Annotated in this window: 17 protein-coding genes; 13 read left to right on the top strand and 4 right to left on the bottom strand. The window is 60.0% G+C overall.

The window, feature by feature from the left end; translation table 11 throughout:
- Window positions 1-46: 46 nt before the first annotated feature.
- Both ACODR8_RS17430 and ACODR8_RS17425 read left to right on the top strand, forming a co-directional pair.
- The gene (locus ACODR8_RS17430; RefSeq protein WP_489008431.1) at window positions 47-814 is read left to right on the top strand and encodes an SDR family NAD(P)-dependent oxidoreductase; all 768 of its coding nucleotides are present in this window, start codon (window positions 47-49) and stop codon (window positions 812-814) included.
- 95 nt (window positions 815-909) lie between these two features.
- Window positions 910-1,698 carry an SDR family oxidoreductase gene (locus ACODR8_RS17425; protein ID WP_489008430.1) on the top strand — a complete coding sequence of 263 codons (789 nt, stop codon included), beginning with the start codon at window positions 910-912 and terminating at the stop codon, window positions 1,696-1,698.
- 51 nt (window positions 1,699-1,749) lie between these two features.
- Here the strand turns inward: ACODR8_RS17425 and ACODR8_RS17420 are convergent, their stop codons facing one another.
- The 4 genes from ACODR8_RS17420 to ACODR8_RS17405 form a co-directional block, all read right to left on the bottom strand.
- Window positions 1,750-2,610, bottom strand: coding sequence for a TIGR03619 family F420-dependent LLM class oxidoreductase (locus ACODR8_RS17420; protein ID WP_489008429.1), 861 nt, complete (start codon window positions 2,608-2,610; stop codon window positions 1,750-1,752).
- Window positions 2,611-2,686: 76 nt separating this feature from the next.
- Window positions 2,687-3,421, bottom strand: a complete 735-nt coding sequence (locus tag ACODR8_RS17415) for an NADPH-dependent F420 reductase (protein WP_489008428.1) — start codon at window positions 3,419-3,421, stop codon at window positions 2,687-2,689.
- 33 nt (window positions 3,422-3,454) lie between these two features.
- Window positions 3,455-5,593: a molybdopterin-containing oxidoreductase family protein gene (locus ACODR8_RS17410; protein WP_489008427.1), complete on the bottom strand. Its 2,139-nt coding sequence runs from the start codon at window positions 5,591-5,593 to the stop codon at window positions 3,455-3,457.
- Window positions 5,594-5,647: 54 nt separating this feature from the next.
- Complete coding sequence (locus tag ACODR8_RS17405; RefSeq protein ID WP_489008426.1) at window positions 5,648-6,160, bottom strand: PaaI family thioesterase; 513 nt, start codon at window positions 6,158-6,160, stop codon at window positions 5,648-5,650.
- A 321-nt stretch (window positions 6,161-6,481) separates the two neighbouring features.
- On the opposite strand from ACODR8_RS17405, the gene ACODR8_RS17400 reads away from it, so the two are divergent.
- From ACODR8_RS17400 to ACODR8_RS17350, 11 genes are all read left to right on the top strand, one after another.
- Entirely contained in the window at window positions 6,482-7,342 is an 861-nt protein-coding gene (locus ACODR8_RS17400) for a MaoC/PaaZ C-terminal domain-containing protein (protein WP_489008425.1), read from the top strand.
- Between the two features lie 68 nt (window positions 7,343-7,410).
- A complete protein-coding gene (locus ACODR8_RS17395; protein ID WP_224551134.1) occupies window positions 7,411-8,331 on the top strand; it encodes an SDR family NAD(P)-dependent oxidoreductase in 921 nt (306 codons plus the stop codon).
- Window positions 8,332-8,336: 5 nt separating this feature from the next.
- Complete coding sequence (locus tag ACODR8_RS17390) at window positions 8,337-9,149, top strand: enoyl-CoA hydratase/isomerase family protein (protein ID WP_489008424.1); 813 nt, start codon at window positions 8,337-8,339, stop codon at window positions 9,147-9,149.
- Window positions 9,150-9,207: 58 nt separating this feature from the next.
- On the top strand, window positions 9,208-10,662 hold the full coding sequence (locus ACODR8_RS17385; RefSeq protein ID WP_489008423.1) for a 3-oxoacyl-[acyl-carrier-protein] synthase III C-terminal domain-containing protein: 1,455 nt from the start codon (window positions 9,208-9,210) through the stop codon (window positions 10,660-10,662).
- A gap of 2 nt (window positions 10,663-10,664) precedes the next feature.
- A complete protein-coding gene (locus ACODR8_RS17380; RefSeq protein ID WP_489008422.1) occupies window positions 10,665-11,861 on the top strand; it encodes an acetyl-CoA acetyltransferase in 1,197 nt (398 codons plus the stop codon).
- Entirely contained in the window at window positions 11,861-13,009 is a 1,149-nt protein-coding gene (locus tag ACODR8_RS17375; protein WP_224551138.1) for an acyl-CoA dehydrogenase family protein, read from the top strand. The genes ACODR8_RS17380 and ACODR8_RS17375 overlap by 1 nt, the downstream gene beginning before the upstream one ends.
- Window positions 13,010-13,023: 14 nt before the next feature.
- A complete protein-coding gene (locus ACODR8_RS17370) occupies window positions 13,024-14,007 on the top strand; it encodes a thiamine pyrophosphate-dependent dehydrogenase E1 component subunit alpha (protein ID WP_489008421.1) in 984 nt (327 codons plus the stop codon).
- A gap of 12 nt (window positions 14,008-14,019) precedes the next feature.
- The gene (locus tag ACODR8_RS17365) at window positions 14,020-15,012 is read left to right on the top strand and encodes an alpha-ketoacid dehydrogenase subunit beta (protein WP_489008420.1); all 993 of its coding nucleotides are present in this window, start codon (window positions 14,020-14,022) and stop codon (window positions 15,010-15,012) included.
- Window positions 15,013-15,243 (top strand): biotin/lipoyl-containing protein, encoded by a 231-nt coding sequence (locus ACODR8_RS17360; RefSeq protein WP_224551141.1) that lies wholly within the window; start codon window positions 15,013-15,015, stop codon window positions 15,241-15,243.
- Window positions 15,244-15,245: 2 nt separating this feature from the next.
- Window positions 15,246-15,998, top strand: a complete 753-nt coding sequence (locus ACODR8_RS17355; RefSeq protein ID WP_489008419.1) for a 2-oxo acid dehydrogenase subunit E2 — start codon at window positions 15,246-15,248, stop codon at window positions 15,996-15,998.
- A 43-nt stretch (window positions 15,999-16,041) separates the two neighbouring features.
- On the top strand, window positions 16,042-18,282 hold the full coding sequence (locus tag ACODR8_RS17350) for an acyl-CoA dehydrogenase family protein (protein WP_489008418.1): 2,241 nt from the start codon (window positions 16,042-16,044) through the stop codon (window positions 18,280-18,282).
- Window positions 18,283-18,353: the final 71 nt, after the last annotated feature.

Below are 18,353 nucleotides of genomic sequence, written 5' to 3'. Positions count from 1 at the left end.
GTGCACCATATGGGTTGCGCCTACAAGAGGAAAAGAAGGAACGTAGATGGAGAGGATGTTTACAGACGGCGTGGCGATCGTCGCTGGCGGCAGTGGGGGCATTGGCTCTGCGATCTGCGAAGGACTGGCCATTGCCGGCGCGAATGTCGCCTTCACATATCGGTCGCGAAAGGAAGCGTCTGATGCAGTCGTCTCCAAGGTTGAGGCTGCGGGGCGTCAGGCAATGGCCATGTCCGTGGATCATACCGACGCTGACGCCATGAAGGCTTTTGTCGACGCCGCCGCCGAGCAATTTGGCCGTGTGCATTCGGTCGTCTACGCCGCCGGCCCGCACATTCCGATGAAGTTCCTAAACACGATCACGCCAGCCGAATGGAAGCAGGTTTTCGACAATGACGTCCAGGCCGCCTTCAATCTCGTCTGGGCGACGCTGCCACATCTGAAGGCGGGTGGTGGCGGTGCCCTGGTGGCCGTCATCACGGCCGCCGTTGAAAAAGTGCCACTGCGCGACATTTGTTCGGCAGCGCCCAAGGCGGCTATCGAAATGCTGTTCCGGGGCATCGCTTTGGAAGAAGGGCGTTTCGGCATCCGCTCCAACTGTGTCGCGCCGGGGTTCATCAATGCGGGCCTGGGCGGCGAGTTGATTTCAAAGCCGGGGATCGAGGAATGGGTGGACGGTATTCGCAGGATGCTGCCGATGAAGGCATTCGGTACGGCGCAGGATGTCGCGGACGCCGTCACCTTCCTGCTGTCTGAGAAGGGGAAATATATCACGGGGCAGTCGCTGGCCGTCGATGGTGGCTTGCAACTTTAACGCATCTACAAATGGCCTGACCGAACAAACCGGCGTCATACTGGAAGCGGGTGCAGATGCAGAGATAATCGAGCAGGCGGAAAGGATCAGGAACGATGGACCTTGGGATCAGGGGGCGTAACGCCATCATCAATGGCGGTAGCGCGGGACTCGGATTTGGCACCGCCATGGCCTTGGGTGGCGAGGGGGTTAACCTTTTCATTTCTGCGCGTAATGAGGCACGGCTGCAAACAGCCTGCGAGAAAATTCGCAGCACTACCGGCGCGCAGGTGCGGGCGATCGTTGCGGATCACGCGACAGCGGAAGGACGCGAGCGTGTATTGGAGCTCTGCCCTGAGCCGGACATTTTCGTCGGCACCTGTTCGCCTCCGCCCTATATCGAGGATTTCCGACAGATTTCGGACGCGGACTGGCGTGCGAACCTGGACATGACCTTCATCTCACCCGTTGAGTTTATCCGCACCATCGTCGATGGCATGTGCGATCGGGGATGGGGCCGCATTGTCAATATCGCCACCGCTGCGGTGAAATTTCCTCATCCCTGGCGCATCTTGTCCGGCGCGCCGCGGGCCGCGCTGGTCAACTATACCGTGGCGGTCGCCAAGGTGATCGCCCCGCATGGCGTGACGATCAATTCTCTTCTGCCTGCGATGCACGACACAGACGGGATCCGCGAAATCTATGACAAACGCGCGGCGGAAAAGGGGATCAGCCTGGAGGCAGAGTTGGAGGAGGCGATCAAGACGATCGGCATTCCGGTTGGGCGCTTCGGGTCGGAGATCGACTTCGGCGCCATCGCGGCGATGTTCTGTAGCCAGCAGTCGAACTATATCACCGGGCAGAGCTTGGTGATCGATGGCGGCGTCACGAACGCCACATATTGATCGAGCGTTCATCTGCGTGTGTGACAGGCTTGTGTATGTCTTGCCTTAGGGTCAGAAAAACTCGTCGGCGAATGCCTTGATCGCCTCCATCCCTTCAGCGGGAGTATCGCACACGGGGCTGAAGATGATCTCGTTCACGCCCCGCGCCGCATAGTCGGGCAGCATATCCTTTGCTGCGCGGATGAAGGCGACATCGGTGGTCGCGATCTGTTTGTAGAGGCTTGAAACGGCGCGCCCGTTGCGCTCCATTTGATCGGTCAGAGCAGTGATGAACAGGTCGAGTTCGGGCAGGCTTTTCCAGTTGATATAAAATCCGTCGCCATATCCCGCGATACGCCGGATAGCGGGCGGCGATTCTCCGCCGATGATGATGGGCGGGTAGGGCTTTTGATGGGGAAGCGGATTGAGACGCCCTCCGGGAAAATCGACAAACTGGCCCTTATATCCTTCGGGTCGTCCCGACAGCAGCAGCGTGATGAGTTCGAGATATTCGTCGCTGCGCCGACCGCGTTCGTCGAAGGAAACCCCGAGCGCATCAAACTCCTCGCGCATCCATCCGATCCCTGCGCCATAGTAAAAACGCCCTTCGCTTATGAAGTCGAGCGTCGCGATCGCCTGTGCCTGTTGAATGGGGGGACGATAAGGGATCACCGCGATGCCCGTGCCCAGTCGGATCGTTGTCGTCGCGCCCGCGAGCGCAGAGAGCAGGACGAACGGTTCATACCAGGGTGTTGCGGCGTCGAATGTGCCGGCCGGATAGTTCGAGTCATCGAAACAGTTCGGCGTCAGGATATGATCGCCCAACATGATCGAGTGATATCCGATCTTTTCGGCTTCTCTGGCCATCGACAGGATGTCACCGGCAGTCGGAGTGTGGCCAAGAATCTGGCTGCAGCTAATTCCGAACTTCATCCGCTACCTCCGGGAACTGCAACGCACGCTGAACATGTGCTGCGGATCGGCTTGCCGGTCGATCCGCAGCCTTTTCTCAGGCAGTACCGGCGCGATTCATCGCGACCGTATCATCGTGCGAAAGTTTACCGTAATTCTCCATAAAGCCCTTTATCAGCGTTTCGCGATTTACAGGCGCTCGCTGCCTGTCGGCGGCGAGAAGCGCGGGCTTCAGTTCGTCGATCGCCAGTTCGGTGCAATAGGCTGGCGTGCCGGGTTGCTGCCGCCATGAATCGGCCAGGGAGCCAGCATTCAGGGCATCGAAACCCGTCGCCTCGACCAATTCCATCGCTACAGCCTTTGCGCGGTCATCGTCGCCGGCGACCGGCAGAGCGATCCGACCTTCCGTACCTTTCGGCTTGCCCCGTTCCGCAAGTGTGGCCGCCAAGACGGCATTCCACGCTTTGACGACCGGCCGACCGATATGTTCGCCGACCCAGACGCTTTCGGGCGTGCCATTATCGAGGCCGTCGAGAACGCCGTCGCGGAAAGGATAGTAATTGGATGTGTCGATCACGATGACATCGGACGGGACGCCGCTGAGCAGGCTGGTCAGCGTCTGATAGCTGAGAAATGGTATGGACAGGATGACCGTATCGACATTCTTGACCGCATCTTCTTTCGTCACCGCCTGAGCGCCAGTGTCCTTGGCGATGTCAGCCAACGTATCCGGCCCCTTGGAATTGGCGATCTTGACGTCATGGCCCGCATCGACGAGTTTGCGGGCAAGGGTGGCGCCGATATTGCCGGCGCCGATAATTCCGATCTTCATAAATACTCCTTAATAGTGTCTGCTGCGGTCTTGTTAGGCATCGTGCCGTTGCGCTTGCACGGGCACCGAACTTTGTCTGGGCATGAAATTGATGGATTCAAGATCTTGGTCGAGTGACACGAGCCGACCGGAAAATACGTCAGGATCCTGCTCACCAGGCAGTTCCGGGTTCCCCCAACCATGACACATGGCGATAACGCCCGATTGTAGACCCGTATCCTTGCGAACGCGACCTATAACGACCCCGCCCGTTCGGCCTGTTAGCCTGACTGTGCCACCTTCTGCCACGTCGAGTCGGGTCATGTCCTCCACATTCATGTAGATCGGGTTGGTCGGGAAGCGGCGACGGGTCTGGCTCGCTTGCGTGTAGGCGCTGTTCATCACCTCGATAAGCCGACGCGATATGACCCGAAACGGATAGTCGGCCAGATCGTCCTGCGCCTCATACACGCCCCGAAGCTCATCTTCTACATCGGATGGGCACAGGTCGAGCCGGGCGCTATCGTCGTCGTTCGCGACTTGGACAACCGCCTCAGCCTCCGGGAAATGGACCCCGCCCGGATTGGCCCTGAGTTCATCATAATTGCTGCGACCGCCGTCGGCGAGCCAGCGTATGAGGTCCTCGCCCGTGGTCTGGTCCGTAATTTCCAGTTCTGGCCCAGGTATGTCGCGATGTGCCATTCCATAAAATGGACGACGCATGTGCAATGTCTTACCCATGCGATGGGCCATGCCTCGAAAAAACTCCCAGTCTTCAATCACGCCTGCGGGTTTCGTCAGGAATGGCTCGGCAATTTGCGCAAAGGTAGTCGGCAGCATGTATTCCAGCGCCAGGTTGAAATCATGATGTTCATAATGGCCGCTGGTCGCGATCAGATAATCCGCCATGCGGCTCGTCACATTGTCCCGCACATCGATCGAGACGAGCAAATCGAGCTGCTCGATCATCGGGATCGTCCGATCCGGCTCTGGCAGCGCCTTGACCAGATTGCCACCCAAATGAATCAGCGCACGAATCCGTCCTTTCTCATTGCCCACTATCTCCTGGGGCAGACGTGAGGTCGGATATTCGCCGCCGATCGGACCGATATCGACGGTACGCAGCTTGGGGCCATTTTCCCAGGTCCGGTTCGGCGGCAGCACCGCTTCCTGCGCTGGCGTTTCGCCATAATAGCCGTTGTTGTGGATAATATCTCCCGCCCGACGATAGCCGCCGCAGATCGCGGTGAGCGCCTCTATCATTTGCTCGGCCAGGTTGGAGTTGAGCCCCATGGCCGATCCCGTGCCCGTCAGCGCCGACTTGCGGCGCGCGCCAGCGAAAATCCGCGCGGCCTTGTACAGCGTGTCGGAGTCGATGCCGGTACGCGCGGCTACATGATCAGGCGTGAACGGCGCGACTGCGGCGCGCAGGCGCTCAAGCGAGGTCGTGAAACGCGCGCAGAAGGCCTTGTCGTCAAGGCCCTCTTCCAGAACGATGCGGATCAATCCGGCAAACAGCGCTGCGTCTTGGCCCGGTCGCACGGGCAGATGGAGATCGGCGGAGCGCGCCAGTTCGGTTTTGCGCGGGTCCACCACGATAAAGGTCGTGCCTGCCTTGCGCGCGTCCCGCATATGCTTGATCGGGTTAGGCGAAGGCATGCCGTAGCAGGCGTGCGACGCTGCCGGATTGGTGCCAACGATCATCAGCACATCGGCTTCAGGCAATTTATGTTTGCCAGCCAGATACACGCCCATGCGACCGGCGGTAACCCATTTGGCTGACTGGTCCACGGTCATGCTTGAGAAAAGATAGGGCGAACCGATGGCATCCATCCACGCCTTCGCCGCAGGCACACTGAGCACATTGCAGTTGGACCCGGTACCGTAGTAAAGCGCGACGGACTCAATTCCGTATTGGGCAATAATCGCGCTTAACTTTTCGTGAATCTCATCCATCGCCGTTTCGGCGTCGATGTCTTCGAACGTTCCATCCGCATTGCGTCGTCGACTGCCCAGCAACCGGTCTTCGCCATTGTGAAAGTCCTTGGTCGCTGCACCTTTGATGCAGAAATAGCCTTGCGAGACCGGATGATCGCGATCACCCCTGATGTCCTGAATGACGCCGTCCTCGTGCGTGACCTTCAGGCCGCAAGCAGCGGCACAGTTGCGACAATAGGTTGTGTGCGTCGACATTCTCTTATCCTCTCACCGTCACATGCTTTGGTGACTGAATCTCTATTCTTTTTATCAAAAGGGTCGTTGCCGTGGCTCCACGAACACGCCGCTGGCCTCGGCGCACAGCCGATCACCATCATGCAATGTCCCCTTCGCATAGGCTTTGCGTCCGTCGATCCGGTCTAGCCATGTCGTATAGCGAAGCTCTTTATAAAGCGGCGTTGGCGCTCGATAGGCGATCTGAAGGTCGACCGTCATCCTCAGGACGCCTGCCTGAACGATACCCAGCAATTCGTCGAACGTGGCCGCAATGAACCCCCCTTGGAGAAGTCCGGGCGGCCCCTGGTGCGGGTGGCTGTAAGTGGCATAGGCTTCCGCCCGGTCGCCATTGAGGACTAGTTTGAAAGGTGGAGGCAGAGGATGAAGCCTGCCGGTGAATGGGCCAAGCTCGCTCAGTTCGCCCAAGCCGGTCAACATGCCTTCGATGAAGCGCACATGGGCCGGTCGGCTGGGTTGTCCAGCCAGCAGTTCCGATACCATGCGAATGCGTGCGGCCGCCTCATCCAGCTGCGCATCGTCAGCCATCGAACAAGAAAAATTATCGAGCAATGACCGGATCGCCTGCGCGCACTCCACGCGCGACGTCAGCCCATGCTGCGCAGCGCGCTCCTCGATCCTTCTATCGTCGATAACGTCGCTCATGGGTCATCCATTTCCAGCATTATGGGCTATGTCCGAGTCGATGAAGCCGTATCGCTCATGTCCAACGCCTACCTATCCGGCCGTGATGATAACGTCGGTGCCGTTCCGTCATCCCGACAGATCGCAACTTTCCAGCCTTCTTGTACCTAAATCCTAAATGGGCTAAGCGAGTCAACATTATTCGATTCAGGGGAGCCGGGCATCGTGAATTTGGACATATTACAACGTTTCAAGCTCGACGATAAGCATCACGATTATTCGGCACCGGAAACCATCCTCTATGCGTTGGGGCTGGGTTACGGAAGCGACCCTACAGATGAAACGCAATTGGCGTTCGTCTATGAAAAGGGCCTCAAGGCCGTGCCGGCCATGTGCAATACGATTGCGCATCCCGGCTTCTGGATAGATCGACCGGAATTGGGCATCGATTGGGTCAAGGTGCTGCACGCTGAACAGGCGTTCGAAATCCACTCCACTATTCCCGCCGAGGGCCGCATGCGCGGTGACTATTCGATCCTGAGCATCGAAGATAAAGGTGCCGACAAGGGCGCGATCATGAAGATGCAGAAGCGCCTTTATGACAGGGACAGCGAGTTGTTGTGCGCGACCGTCACGCAGACATTATTTCTGCGCGGCGACGGTGGGCAGGGTGGATTTGGCGACATTGGCCCCGGTCTGGCGGCGATCCCTGATGGCGATCCCGACGATGTGCTGGACATTTCCACTTTGCCGCAAATCGCGCTGATCTATCGCTTGAGCGGCGACCTGAACCCGATCCATGCCAGCCCTTCGGTCGCCCGCAAGGCGGGTTTCGATCGACCGATCCTTCATGGCCTCTGCACCATGGGGCTGGCCGCGCGCGCGATCATCAGCCGCTTGTGCGATGGCGATCCTGCGCGGTTGAAGGCGATGGAGGTGCGTTTCAGCAAGCCGGTTTTCCCGGGCGAAACGATCCGCGTTGAATTTTTCCTGGAAGGAGGCGCCGTTCGCTTCCGGTGCCGTTCGGTAGAACGCGATCTGGTGGTGCTGGATCGCGGAAGCGCAACGATTGGAGGCGTGGCATAGAATTAGTATATTGACACTAAGTGCTAACGCTGTAGTCGATACCATAAATTAGAAAGATGGGATGAAGCATGAGTCAGTCGGGAATTCTTGCAGGCAAGGTTGTCATCGTAACCGGTGCCGGCAATGGCGTTGGGGCTGAAATCGCCAAGCTTGCGGCCGCTTGCGGTGCCAGCGTGCTCGTGAACGACCTTGGCGGCGCTGCTGCCGGTGGCGGAGCGGATACCACCCCTGCCCAACGCACTGTCGATGAAATCACTGCCGCCGGCGGTATCGCCGCGCCGAGCTTCCATTCGATTGCGACATGGGAATCCGCCGAAGAGATCATCCAGGACGCGATCAAGGCGTTCGGCAAGATCGACGCTGTCGTCAACAATGCCGGTATCCTGCGCGACGTCATCTTCCACAAGATGACCAAGGAAGATTGGGACCTGGTTCGCGCGGTCAATCTCGACGGCTATTTCTACGTCTCGCGCGCTGCGGCACCTTATTTCAAGGAGCAGGGCAGCGGCGCGTTCGTCCATATGACATCGACCAGCGGTCTCATCGGCAACATGGGCCAGGCCAATTATTCGGCCGCCAAGCTGGGCGTCGCAGGTCTGTCCAAGTCGATCGCTATCGACATGCAGCGTTTCAATGTCCGGTCCAACTGCATCGCGCCGTTCGCTTTCACGCGCATGGTCGGCACGATTCCGGCCAACGACGAAGCCAATCGCAAGCGCCTCGAAATCGCCAAGCGGATGACGCCGGATAAGATCGCACCGCTTGCGGTCGGCCTGATCAGCGACGGCGCGGCTGATGTCAGTGGTCAGATATTCTCCTCGCGCATGAATGAGACCATCCTGTTCAGCCAGCCACGCCCGATCCGCACGGCGCAGACGTCCGACGGGTGGACGCCTGAAACGATCGTCAGCCACGCGCTGCCTGCGATGAAGCCGAGCTTCTACCCGCTCGACATTTCCTCGCATGTCTTCACTTGGGACCCCTTCTGATCCCAATGAGCGAGAGCGCACCCTATCTGGTCGAGCGGGCGGGCGGCGTTCTGACGCTGTGCTTCAACCGGCCTGCGCATGGCAATGCGATACCGCAGGAAGCTGTGCCGGGCCTGACCGAACTCTTTTCCTCGATTTCCGGCGACCCGTCCGTTCGGGTGTTGCTAGTGCGGGGGGAGGGTGCGCATTTTTCGGCCGGTGGCGACGTGCGGAGTTTCGCGCGCGCCATCGAGCAGCCGGTGGAGGCACGCCGTGCTGACTTTACCTCGCGGCTTGATGCCGTTCGGGGCATGGTCGAGGCTTATCTGTCGATCGAGGTTCCCATTGTTGCCGTCTGCCAGGGTGCAGTCGCGGGCGCGGGTCTAATGTTTGCGCTGGGCGCGGATTATCTGATCGCCGATGAAACGGTCACTTTCCTGTTCTCGCATCAACGGGTCGGCCTGCCGCCTGACGGTGGGGTTAGTCTGCTTCTGCCGCGTGTCGTCGGTGAGCGGCGTGCTGCCGAACTGATCCTGACTGCCGCGCGCGTCGGTGCAGAGGAAGCGTTCCGGATTGGCCTGGCGTCGCGTATCGTGGCCGCCGCCGAACTGGCATCGGAAGGGGAGGCGCAGGCGAAACGGTTCGCACGCGCACCCGCTGGGGCGGTTCGGCAGGCAAAGGCATTGCTCGGTTCCAGCGGCCAGCAATCTGTTTCCGCGCAGCTCAAAGCGGAACGCGATGCGATCGTGCAGGCGGTCGGCACCGCCGACTTTGAAGAAGGCGTCCGTGCCTTCATCGAAAAGCGACCAGCAAGATTTCCGTCCGCGTCGGGTACATGAGTGCAGTGCAGACCGGCGCGCAAGATTGACAGGTCGCAAACACGCGAGTGGAGTTCCGATGGCAGATTTTGGCATTAAACGGTTTGGCGGCTATGTGCCGCGTCTAAGGATCGACCGGTCGCTCATCGCGGACGCGCACAAGTGGATGGCGCCCAATCTGCGCGGTCAGGCCAAAGGCGCGCGTGCCTTCACCAGCTGGGACGAGGACGCCGTCACCATGGCGGTGGAAGCGGCCCGCGACTGTTTCAACGGCCGGCCCTCCGATGCGATCGAGGCAGTGTATCTGGCATCGACCAGCCTGCCTTATGCGGATCTCCAGCATGGCGCGCTTGTGGCGAGCGCGCTTGGCTTGCCGACGGCCATCGCAAGCAGTGATACAGGCTATTCGCAGCGTGCCGGCACGTCCGGGCTGCTGCAAGCGTTGAAGGTGGGCGAAGAGGCCCTGTTTATCGCCAGCGACGCACCGGTTGCAAAGCCTGCCAGCACGCAGGAACTAAGCTATGGCGCGGGTGCCGCAGCGTTCCTGCTGGGCGCGGGCGACGATGTGGTGGCAAGGTTGCTGGGCGCGGCCAGCGTGACAGCCCCGTTTGTCGATCACTTCCGCGCGGCGCGCGAACGTTATGACTATTTCTGGGAAGAACGCTGGGTTCGTGACGAAGGCTATGCCAAGCTTGCGCCGCAGGCCATTGCTCAGGCATTGTCGAAAGCCGGCATCGCTGCGAATGATCTTACGCATTTCGTCATGCCGTCGCTACAGCGCGGTGCTGCCGATGCGGTGGCCAAGAAGATCGGTTTCGCGGGGAAGCCAGTGGACGGCTTGTCAGATGGCGTCGGATATGCGGGCGCGGCCCATGCTCTGCTCATGCTGGCCCATGTGCTGGAAACGGCGGCTACGGGCGACAGGATTCTCCTGGTCGGTTTTGGACAGGGTGCTGATGCGCTGGTGTTTGAGGTAACGGCGGCCATTGGCAGCGCGCAGCCGCGTACCGGCGTGAGCGGTGCAATCGCCAATGGCATCGCGACAGACAGTTATTTGCGTATGCTCTCCTTCTACGACGGCATCGATCTGGAATGGGGTATGCGGTCGGAAAAGGTGGCCAAGACGGCGCTGACGGAGCAATATCGTTCGGGTGGGCAAATCGACGCGCTGGTGGCGGGCAAATGCGGGCAATGCGCCACGATCCAGTTTCCTCAACTCGAATATTGCGTCAATCCAGGCTGTAATGCGCCAGCTAGCCAGTTCGAGGATTATTCGCTGGTCGATGAGCCGTCGCAGGTGTTCACCTACACTGCTGACTGGCTGTCCTTCCATCCTGCCCCGCCACTCTATGTCGGCTTCGTGCAGTTCAACAACGGCGCGCGCATCCTGATGGAGGTGGTCGATGTCGGGCCGGAAGGGCTGGAAGTCGGGACGCCGCTCAAGCTGACGTATCGGATCAAGGAGCGTGACCGCTCTCGCGGCTACAACCGCTATTTCTGGAAAGCTGCGCCCACTGGCGCGGCGGGAGCATAATCATGGCGACAGGCATCAAGGACAAAGTAGCGATCCTGGGCATGGGTTGTGCGCAATTCGGCGAGCGTTGGGATACCGATTCATCTGCCTTGATGCGCGAAGCGTTCGACGAGGCGCTGGCCGACGCCGGGATCGAGCGGTCGCAGATCGAGGCAGGCTGGTATGGTAGCGCACTGGACAATGTGAATGTCGGCAATTCGCCCATTCCCGCCTCCACGGCGCTGCGCCTTGATGGCATTCCCTTCACGCGCGTTGAGAATATGTGCGCGACCGGGACGGAGGCTTTGCGTGGCGCGGCCTACGCGGTCGCATCGGGTGCGGTCGACATCGCCGTCGCCATTGGAGCGGAAAAGCTCAAGGACACGGGCTATGGCGGACTACCCATACCCTTCAAGGGCACCTTCAACGATATGTGGATGCCGATGGGATCGTCACCGGCCGGGTTCGCCCAGTTGGCAGCGGGCTATCGCGCCAAACATGGCATGTCGATAGAAGATTTGAAGCGCGGTATGGCGCATGTGTCGTGGAAGAGCCACCAGAATGGTGTGCACAGCCCCAAGGCGCATCTGCGCAAGGCGGTGCCGATGGAAACGATCATCAACGCGCCGATGATTTCCGATCCGCTGGGGCTGTTCGATTGTTGCGGCGTGTCCGATGGCGCGGCCTGCGCGATCGTGACGACGCCGGAGATCGCACGCGCGCTGGGCAAGAAGGATCTGGTGACGATCAAGGCGATCCAGCTGGCGATCAGTTCCGGCGTCGAATCCCAGATGAACACGTGGGACGGCAGCCATGTGCGCAACACGCGCAGCGCCGCGACCCGCGCCTACAAGGAAGCGGGGATCACCGATCCGCGCACCCAGTTGAACCTGATCGAGGTGCATGACTGTTTTTCGATCACCGAACTGGTGACGATGGAGGATCTGTTCATTTCGGAGGAAGGCAAGGCGGTCAACGACATCCTTGATGGCTTCTACGACGCCGCCGGCCAGGTGCCGTGTCAGATCGACGGCGGTCTTAAATGCTTCGGCCATCCGATCGGCGCCACCGGCCTGCGGATGACCTATGAGGTCTACAGCCAGCTTCTGGGCCGCACCGGGGAGAGGCAACTGTCATCGCCCTCCATGGGCCTGACGCATAATCTGGGCGGCGTACCTTATCAGGGCATCGCCTGTATTTCCATTCTGGGGCTCGCCTGATGAAGCGCACATTATTTTCGTCCGACCATGAGATGTTCCGTGATACCGTGCGGAGCTTCGTCGAAACCGAAATGGTGCCCTTCCACGATGCGTGGGAAAAGCAGCAGCGCGTCCCGCGCGACGTCTGGCTCAAGGCTGGCGAGGCCGGCATGCTCTGTTGCGACATTCCCGAAAATTATGGCGGGATCGGCGCGGACTGGCTCTATAATGTCGTCGTGATCGAAGAGTTGGCAAAGGCTGGCATGTCCGGTCCAGGCTTCATGGTCCATTCCGAAATGGTCGCGCCCTATATTCTGGCCTGGGGCTCGGAAGAGCTGAAGCAGACCTGGTTGCCTAAGATGGTGACGGGCAAGGCGATCGGTGCGGTGGCCATGACCGAACCCAATGCCGGGAGCGACCTGAAAGCCATCCGCACCCGCGCCGTTCGCGATGGCGATGACTATCTGATCAATGGACAGAAAACCTATATTTCCAACGGCCAGAACTGCGATTTTGCGCTGGTTGCGTGCAAGACCGATCCCGAAGCGGGCGCAAAAGGCGTCAGCATCATCCTGTCTCCGGCCGACAATGCGGGTTTTGAACGCGGGCGCAATCTGGAGAAGATCGGTCTGAAAGCGCAGGACACGTCCGAGCTGTTCTTCGCCGACATGCGCGTGCCTGTCGCCAACCGCCTGGGCGACGAGGGGCGCGGCTTTGCGATGCTGATGACGAAATTGTCGCAGGAGCGGCTGACCCAGGCCATCCGCAGCATTTGCGTCTGCGAGGCAGCGATCCAGTGGACGGTCGACTATACCGCCGAACGCAAGGCGTTCGGGCACACGATCGCCGATTTCCAGAATACCCAATTCGTGCTCGCGCAATTGTCGGCGGAAACCACTGCCTTGCGCGTGTTCACAGATTGGTGCATCGAAACGCATCTCAAGGGCGAACTCAGCCCGGTCGATGCGGCCAAGGCCAAATTGCTTGTCACCGATCTCCACAACAAGGTGGTCAATGAATGCCTGCAATTTTTTGGCGGCTATGGCTATATGACCGAATATCCCATCGCGCGCGCATTCATCGATGCGCGGATCGCACGGATCGCCGGCGGCGCTGCTGAAGTGATGAAGCAGATAATCGGCCGTGATCTGTTTGCGAACAAACGATAATCCAGGAGGACAGGATGTCAAACCTACCAATATTGGACGCCGGCACGCTCCTCGAAATCTACAAGAAGGCCGCGCTCATTCGCTATAATGACATGCGTGTCATCAAGGCGATGAAAGCGGGCTTGCTGATGACGCCCTATTATTCTCCCGCCGGGCAGGAAATCATTCCTTCGGCGCTTTCGGTCAATCTCAACGACGGTGATACGATTTGCACAATCTATCGCGGCACGCATGACATGCTCGCCAAAGGCTTTCCGCTTGGCCCGCTGTGGGCGGAACTTGCAGGCCGCATCACCGGCAGTTGCAAGGGCAAGGGCGGGACGATGCACCTGACCCACCCGGAGAGTGGCTGCATGGTGACAACGGGCGTCGTTGGATCATCGATGCCGATCGCGACCGGCCTTGGCTGGTCCGCCAAGCTTGAGGGTAAGGGCCATGTGGCCGTCGCCAATTTCGGCGATGGTGCCGCCAATATCGGCGCGTTCCATGAATCGCTGAACCTGGCCTCCTTGTGGAAGCTGCCGGTCATCTTCATCTGCCAGAATAATCGCTATGCCGAACATACCAGCTTCGCCAATTCGACGGCTGTCGATCAATTGTCGAAGCGCGCCGCCGGCTATGGCATGGCGGGCGTGACGGTCAACGGCAACGACGTGGACGAGATGTATCGCGCGGCGAAGATCGCGGTCGATCGTGCGCGGGCGGGCGAGGGGCCTACGCTGATCGAGGCGCTGACCTTCCGCTTCAACGGCCATCTGATCGGCGACGCTGCGGGCTATATTCCCAAAGAGGAAATAGCAACGGCGAAGCGGAATGATCCGTTCGTCACCTTGCGCAAGCGAGTTCTGACTGACGAGGCGGCGAGTGAGGAAGCACTCGACGCGATCGATGCGGATATCAAGGCCCGCATCGAAGAGGCGGTAAAGGCGGCATTCGAGGCCGAATGGCCCGACGTTTCTGAATTGAAGCGCGATGTCTTCGCCCACGAACTGGCCTGAGGGATCAAGATAATGACAACGCAGACCATGAACAATATTTCGGCCGTCAATCTGGCGCTCTACGATGCGCTCGCCGCCGATCCGACGCTGCTAGTGCTTGGCGAGGATGTCGCCGATCGAGAAGAAGGCGGCGTGGCCGGTGCGACCAAGGGCCTGTCGACCGCGTTCGGCGACGATCGTGTCAAATCCACCCCGATTTCGGAGCAGGCGATCATCGGCACGGCAATCGGCGCATCCCTGCGGGGACATCGCGTCGTCGCCGAAATCATGCTGATGAACTTCACCACCATTGCAATGGACATGATCATCAATCATGCTGCCAAATTGCGCTTCATGTCAGGCGGACAGACCCATGTTCCCATCGTCATCCGCACGATGACGGGCGCTGGCATGTCGAACGGCGGTCAGCACAGCGATTATCTGGAAGCCTGGTTCGCCCATACGCCCGGCATCAAGGTGGTGGCGCCATCCAATCCGACCGACGCGTACGGTTTGTTGCGCAGTGCGATCGAGGATGAGGATCCGGTCATCTTCATCGAAAATCTGCCGACCTACTGGAACAGCAGCCCTTTTACCAAGGAAGTCATCCCGCTGGGGAAGGCTAAGGTCGTGCAGGAGGGCAGCGATCTGACGATCGTCACCTATGCGACCATGGTTGCACCGGCGATGGCCGCCGCCGCGGCACTCGCTGAAAGCGGCGTCTCGGTCGAGGTCGTCGATTTGCGGACGATCGCGCCATGGGACAAGGAAACGGTTTACGCTTCGGTGGAAAAGACCGACCGCGCGCTGATTGTCCATGAGGCCGTGAAGGAGTTTGGCGTTGGTGCCGAGATCGCTGCGGATCTGAGCGATCGTTTCTTCGGCACGTTGAAAGCACCGGTCCGACGTCTTGGCGGCGCATTTGCTCCGGTGCCCTATTCAAAGCCGCTCGAAACCGCCTTCGTTCCTTCTGCAGCGGGCATCGAAGCTGCGGTTCGCGCACTCGTGACTGGAAAGGATAGTTAAATGGCTACCGAGATTCTGCTTCCCAAACTGGGTTTTTCGATGAGCGAGGGCCAATTGTCCGAATGGCTGGTACCCGATGGCGGCCAGGCCGTCGAGGGTGAGCCGCTCTTTTCGTTGGAGAGCGACAAGTCGACCAATGAGGTCGAGGCACCCGCGTCGGGGACTTTGCGCATCATCATGCAGCCCGGCGAGACCTATGACGTTGGGACAGTGCTGGGTATAATCGAATAGCCATGAGCCTTGAAAGCCTGATCACGTCGCTCCCGGCCTGGCCGGTTGCCGATTTCTCCGAATTCGGGGAAGTGGAGGTCAAGAAACTCACCCCCGTTCAGAAACTGACGGGGAGGTTCCTTGGCCGCAACTGGTTGGCGATACCGCATGTCACGCATCATGATGAAGTGGATGTGACCGAGGCCGAAACCAGGCGTGCAGACTGGAACAGGGCAAATCCGGGCGCAAAAGTCAGCCCGGTTGCCCTGCTGGTCAGGGCGCTTGGCCGGGTGCTGGCTGATTTCCCGCAGTTCAACGCATCGTTGAGCGATGATGGCCAGTCGATCATTCTCAAGAAATATGTGAACATCGGCGTGGCGGTCGATACGCAGGGCGGTTTGTTCGTGCCGGTGTTGAGGGGCGTCGACACGATGACCCTCACTGATATCGCCGCCGCCATAGCGGCGATCGCGGAAAAGGCGCGGACCAAGGGCCTGTCGATGGCGGAGATGTCGGGCAGTTCGATGTCGCTGACCTCGCTCGGACATATCGGAGGTACGGCGTTCACCCCCATCATCAATGCGCCCGACGTCGCGATCCTGGGTGCGACCGCTATTCAGCTTCGGCCAGCCCCTGGCGATGACGGCGCTATTATCTGGCGGAAATGCCTGCCGCTTTCGCTGAGTTACGATCATCGCGTCATCAACGGCGCGGATGCTGCGCGGTTTGTCCGGGCGATCGGCGGCATATTCGCCGATGGAACGCTGTTCGAGTGACGGGTGAGGCGCGGGCGTACAAAACCTGACGAAAAGGATTGAGATGACGTTCGCTAGAACAGAAACGCAGCAGATGTTCGGCGACATGCTGGGCAAGCTTCTCGATGTCGAAAATGATTTCGAGGAGCGGCGGCGGCGGCTTTCGGCAGAGGAGCCGGATCGGCTGGCACTCTGGCCGCACCTTGCCGAGCAGGGTATTCTTGGCGCGACCGTTGCCGAAGAGGCGGGCGGCTTTGGCGGCAGTATGCGCGACATTGCCGTGGTCATGGAGGAAGTCGGACGCAAGCTGGTCGTCGAGCCGGTGCTGGCCAGCGCGCTGTGCGGCGCGATCCTGCACGGCGCGGGCGAGGATTTGTCGGGGCTGATCGCGGGTGAAGCGATCACGGCCTTCGCGCATGAGGAAGGGTATGACCCCTTCGCGCTTCCCGGCAGCAAGGCCCTGGCGGTCGCTGATGGCATTCGCCTGACCGGACGCAAGCTGGCCGTCCGCCATGCCGATCTGGCCCATCAGTTCGTCGTCACCGCGACGCTGGACGGTGAGGCGGGTGCTTTCCTCGTCGATGCCAAGGCGGAGGGGATGGTCATCGACAGCTTCCGCATGATCGACGGCGCATCGGCGGGCACCATCGAACTCACGAATGTCGCCGCCCGCCGCCTGTGCGGTCCCGACGGGATTGTCGAAGCGGTCGAGCGGGGCGTGATTGCGCTTGCCGCCGAAGCGACTGGGATTATTGTCGCGCTCAACGCTGCGACCTACACTTATCTGGGGACGCGCAAGCAATTCGGGGTTCCCCTCGGCACCTTTCAGGCATTGCAGCATCGTGCGGCGGACATGCATGCAACCGCCGAGGAAGCGCGGGTCCTGACCGAACTGGCGATCGACGCGTTCGATGCCGGGCGATCGGACAGGTCTGCGCTGGCATCTGCGGCTAAGGCCCTGGTCGATGAGGCCGGGCGCAAGATCGGGCACGAAGCCGTGCAGATGCATGGCGGCATGGGTGTCAGTGATGAACTCGACGTCAGCCATTATATGCGCCGTCTGGCCGCCATCCGGGCCGAACTGGGAAGCGCGGACCTGCACCGTGCGCGCTATGCCGGTCTGGGCGTCAATGTCGTCCAGGAAACCCCGTTCCGCGCCGAAGTTCGCGCGTTCGTTCGCGCCCATCTTCCTGCGGATATCGCCAACAAGGGCGCACTCGGTCTTGAAATCCACAAGGAGGATTATGTCCGTTGGCAGAAAATCCTGCATGATAAGGGCTGGTTCGCTGCCGGCTGGCCGGTCGAACATGGCGGGGCAGGCTGGACGATTGACCAGCAGCTGATCTTTCTTCAGGAATCCTCGCTCAACAATGCACCGATGATCATTCCCTATGGGGTTAACATGATCGGCCCGGTGTTGCAGGAATTTGGCACGCAAGAACAGTGCGAAAAATATCTGCCCGGCATCTTGTCGAGCGATACCTGGTGGTGCCAGGGCTATTCGGAACCCAATTCCGGGTCCGACCTTGCCTCCTTGAAAACCAGCGCGGTGCGCGACGGGGACCATTATATCGTCAATGGCACGAAGATGTGGACGACCGAGGCGCACTGGGCCGACATGATGCACTGCCTTGTGCGCACGGATCGTGAAGTCAAGGCCCAGCGCGGGATTTCCATGCTGCTGATCGACATGAACAGTCCGGGCATTGAGGTCAGGCCGATCGTCACCATCGACGGTCAGCATCATACGAACCAGCTATTCCTCGATAATGTCCGGGTTCCGGTCGACAATCTCGTGGGCGACGAAGGGCAGGGGTGGACCATCGCCAAGTTCCTGCTGTCGCATGAGCGCGTCGCGATTGCCGATACCGGACCCAAATTGCGCCTGATGAAGAATATCAAGGCGATGCTGTCCGATGTGCCGCCATCGCCGTCGCGGGATCGTCTGGCCGAAAAGCTGGCCGGAGCGGAGATTGCTTTGTTGACGCTGTGCGCCATGGAGCAGGACTATATCTCCAAATGGGCGCAAGGCGCGTCGCGCGACGGACCCGAAGCGTCGGTCCTGAAAATCCGCAGCACGGAGATCCTCCAGCAGCTGTCTGAACTGGCGCTGGAGATCGAAGGGCCATTGGGCGGTGCCCATGATCCCCACGATCTGCACCTGGCACCCCTTGGACAGTTTAGTGCGGCCCAGCGCGCCAGTTTCATGGGTCATCAGTATCTTTACGGTCGATGCTGGTCTATTTTTGGCGGCACGAACGAGATCCAGCGGACTCTGATTGCAAAGACGCTCCTCGCTAGCTGAGCGTGCGCTGATCTTAAGGATAGTGGAATGCCAAGCGTGTTTGATACTCTGCCCGAACAGGATGTGCGCGC

This window comes from Sphingobium sp. FG58 (genome assembly GCF_057809055.1).
Note: the sequence above shows the minus strand (reverse complement) of the source record. Positions and strands in the feature narration are given on the sequence as shown.